The following is a 3,895-nucleotide window of genomic DNA, read 5'->3' on the forward strand; positions in this document are numbered from 1 at the left end:
AGCAGCCCGATGCGCCCGCCGGTGGTCTCGGACGCCGCGCCGGACTTCGTCAAAACCGTTACCGCCGCGATGCTGGCCGGGCTGGGTGATGCGCTGCCTGTTTCCGCCTTCCCGCCGGACGGCACCTGGCCGGTGGGCACCACCCAGTGGGAAAAGCGCAACATCGCCGAAGCGATCCCGATCTGGCAGCCCGACCTGTGCACCCAGTGCAACCACTGCGTCGCCGCCTGCCCGCACTCCGCCATTCGCGCCAAAGTGGTTCAGCCGGCGGAGATGGAACACGCCCCCGCCTCTCTGCAGTCTCTGGATGTCAAAGCGCGCGATATGCGCGGCCAGAAATACGTACTGCAAGTGGCGCCGGAAGATTGCACCGGCTGTAACCTGTGCGTCGAGGTCTGCCCGGCGAAAGATCGCAAGAACCCGGAGATCAAAGCCATCAACATGGCGTCGCGCCTCGATAATCTGACGGCGGAAAAAGACAACTACGACTTCTTCCTGCAGCTGCCGGAAATCGATCCGGCGCAGCTGGAGCGCATCGACATTCGCACCTCGCAGCTGATCACGCCGCTGTTCGAATACTCCGGCGCCTGCTCCGGCTGCGGCGAAACGCCGTACATCAAGCTGCTGACCCAGCTCTATGGCGACCGTTTGCTGATCGCCAACGCCACCGGCTGTTCCTCGATCTACGGCGGCAATCTGCCGACCACGCCTTACACCACCAACGCCGAAGGGCGCGGGCCGGCGTGGGCCAACTCGCTGTTCGAAGACAACGCCGAATTCGGCCTGGGCTTCCGTCTGACGGTCGATCAACATCGCGCACGGGTGCTGCGCCTGCTGAACTCGCTGGCGCCGCAGCTGCCGGAGCAGTTGGTCAATGCCCTGCAGATGGAAGACGTGGCGCCGGAGCCGCGCCGCAAGCAAATCGCCGAACTGCGCACGCTGTTGGCGAGTTTCGAAGGTGAAGACGCACGCCAGCTGGCGGCCGACGCCGATTACCTGGTGGATAAATCCATCTGGCTGATCGGCGGGGACGGTTGGGCCTACGACATCGGCTTCGGCGGTTTGGATCATGTGCTCAGCCTGACGGAGAACGTCAACGTGCTGGTGCTCGACACTCAGTGCTACTCCAACACCGGCGGCCAGCAGTCGAAAGCCACGCCGCTTGGCGCGGTGACAAAGTTCGGCGAGCACGGCAAGCGCAAGGCGCGCAAGGATCTGGGCGTCAGCATGATGATGTACGGCCATGTCTACGTCGCGCAGATCTCGCTGGGGGCGCAGCTTAACCAGACGGTGAAAGCGATTCAGGAAGCCGAGGCCTATCCGGGGCCGTCGCTGATCATCGCCTACAGCCCGTGCGAAGAGCACGGCTACGATCTGGCGCTCAGCCACGATCAGATGAAACAGCTGACCGCCACCGGCTTCTGGCCGCTGTACCGCTTCGATCCGCGCCGCAGCGCCGAGGGCAAGGCCGCATTGGCGCTGGATTCGCGGCCGCCGAACAGCAGCCTGGCTGAAACGCTGCTGAACGAGCAGCGTTTCCGTCGCCTGAACGCGCAGCAGCCGGAGGTGGCCAGCGCACTGTATCAGGCCGCCGAGAAAGAGCTGAAGGAGAAATACGATTTCCTCAGCCTGCTGGCCGGCAAGGCGGAAAAGTCCGCCGCTGAGTAACCCCTGTCAGGGCGCGAGCAATTCGCGCCCTGTTCTTTTACTACCGCCGGCGTAAATCGCAGCAACAAAACCTGCTGGCATTCCTGCGCGCAATCCGTACCATACAGACCTCGCGTCGGGTGCGTGGCGGCTGGATGATGAATAATGATCAAAATCGGCCGGTTGAATGGTAAACTCGCGGTCTACAACCCCATGCCCCTAGTGCCCCCCATTGAGAATGAGCACGATTTAAATGTCAGAAAAGCAATCCGTTAGCCAAAAAGAGCAGTACAACCTGAATGTAAGCCATCAATAATCACAACTATCTGAATTGCAATATTTTATTTTTATAACAACAAGTTGCGACACCCGCCCAAGCACACCAAGATACCCCAAGCTACACATTTGATGCCCTTTTTTTGCCCTTTTTCTATCGTTTTGCCCCAAATTTGCCCCTATGAAATAATAGATGACCGGTCATCATTGCTTCTTCTCTCGCACCAAAGCAGCAGCATCTCGCAACACGCCCTTGTAAAGAGTGTTACCAACAACTTTTCTTTTTCCTTCAAGGATCCCAGCGATATTTGCGCGGTTAACGTCCATGTCATTCGCGATTAGCTCGATCACAGCTGCGCCAATCTCGTTGCCTATAAATATTGAGCGTTGTTCATCAATTTCCATGTTCTGACCTCAAAGGGGGATTTTGGGACAGGCTAACACACTAACGGGATATTGAAACATAATCCGCCACCCAAGGAATTAGGCCGAAAAAATCCCGGCCTAATCCTCGAGCTTATTCTGTAAATTCTTCCTCTACTTCAGAATCTGGTTCATCGACCGCCGGCATCTCAACACGCAGATCTACCCAGCGCCCATCGGGGATATCGATCGGCATCCCCTCGTCATAGCCCAAAACGTCATTACGGGCGAACGCTGGCGCCGCCGGGTGTGTGCGGTGGTAGGTCTTGATCAGCAGGTCACCGGTGGGCTCTACTTCGTAATCCACCCAGATCAGCGGCTGCTTGTTGCGGTCGAGCGGAACCTCAATTCCGCCATCCGGGCCGCCCCATTGTGCATCGGCGTTAAACCCGAGCGTACCGGAGACGCGGTAAACACCCTCGCTCACACGCTCAGTAGTCACGCCCTGGCTTTCGTCGTTGAGTTCACAGGAGCCATCACGGAAGAGCTTCACGATCGGGGATGCCTTCTTGATGAAGCCGTTGCTGTCTACCGTCGTGTTGGCCTCCGACCACATCCAGATCCACGGAGTAAACGTTGTACCGTTCCAGCTCCGAACGGCGATTTTCCCCGTCTGCGCAGCACTCACGCCATAGCCGTAACAGGTTTGTACCGTTCGATAGCTGTCGTCGGTTCCCGTCTGCGCCACTGCCCATGAGCGCGTATCAAGGAAATGAGTCCCGGTATCTTTGAATGGATTGCCGATCGGATCGGTAGCCGCATACCCTCGGCGGCTTTGCATTTGCGCATTGAAGCTTCCCTTGGAAGCTGCTGACACGCCTTTTGTTAATCCCCAATATTTCAAGTCTGAAATGTCGGCCACCCCGGGGAGATCTTCAGTGCTGAATAATCGCGCCCAAGAAATGGTTGACGGGGTTGCTGGGGTTGAACTACCGACCCAAGCTTTGCGTTCAACCGATGTTGCAAAATATGCACTCGACGGCCCACCATCAATGGGTAAAACCAATACGCCGCCAGTTGCGCCGCCGGGCCTGTTAGCTGTCGCGGTGGTATAGCGACGAATACATGACTGATTATTTTTAGAAAAAATATCATCAGTATGAATTGCGCCAACGCCAAATCCAGCGGATGTAACAGGCAATACATTTTTTCCCGAGTTTTCTTCACTCACTTTGGCTGCTGCTGCCGACTTTGCCGCCTCAACCCTCATTGTCTCGACAGTCTGTACAATTGCAGGGGTTAATTCATCCTCACCAGGTGTAATTAAGAAGTCGTTAAGCGTGCCGTCTTTCGAGTCAGGGTACACACGAATTTCGCCAACTTTTCCCAAGGTGGATACCAGTACTTCATATTCACCGGGAAAAACCTGCATGGAATATTTTCCGTCGGCTGCGGTAATTGCTGCTGATGAATTACTCACCAAAACGCGTGCGCTCGTCTCCTTTGCACGCATAGTAATAATCACGTTTGATTGTGGGTCGCCATAAGGACCGCGCAGAATATCACTGATTAACGCCATTATTTATCACTCCCAGATTTAATAATGTAA

3 protein-coding genes are annotated in these 3,895 nt (G+C 56.3%); 1 reads left to right on the forward strand and 2 read right to left on the reverse strand.

All coding sequences use genetic code 11. From position 1 onward, the window contains the following. The coding region (locus tag ADK28_RS07605; RefSeq protein ID WP_048795324.1) for a 4Fe-4S dicluster domain-containing protein at positions 1-1,668 on the forward strand (1,668 nt) is incomplete at its 5' end. Positions 1,669-2,127: 459 nt separating this feature from the next. Here the strand turns inward: ADK28_RS07605 and ADK28_RS07610 are convergent. Both ADK28_RS07610 and ADK28_RS29420 read right to left on the reverse strand, forming a co-directional pair. Then, a complete protein-coding gene (locus ADK28_RS07610) occupies positions 2,128-2,328 on the reverse strand; it encodes a hypothetical protein (RefSeq protein WP_048795325.1) in 201 nt (66 codons plus the stop codon). A 112-nt stretch (positions 2,329-2,440) separates the two neighbouring features. Then, positions 2,441-3,865: a prophage tail fiber N-terminal domain-containing protein gene (locus ADK28_RS29420; protein ID WP_075202048.1), complete on the reverse strand. Its 1,425-nt coding sequence runs from the start codon at positions 3,863-3,865 to the stop codon at positions 2,441-2,443. Positions 3,866-3,895: the final 30 nt, after the last annotated feature.

It is taken from the genome of Serratia sp. 506_PEND (assembly GCF_001076875.1).
Classification (GTDB): Bacteria; Pseudomonadota; Gammaproteobacteria; order Enterobacterales; family Enterobacteriaceae; genus Serratia; species Serratia marcescens.

What these genes read in the sequence shown, in the direction of transcription:
- ADK28_RS29420 (WP_075202048.1), bottom strand. Translation starts at nt 3,865, where the DNA reads ATGGCGTTAATCAGTGATATTCTGCGCGGTCCTTATGGCGACCCACAA.
- ADK28_RS07610 (WP_048795325.1), bottom strand. Translation starts at nt 2,328, where the DNA reads ATGGAAATTGATGAACAACGCTCAATATTTATAGGCAACGAGATTGGC.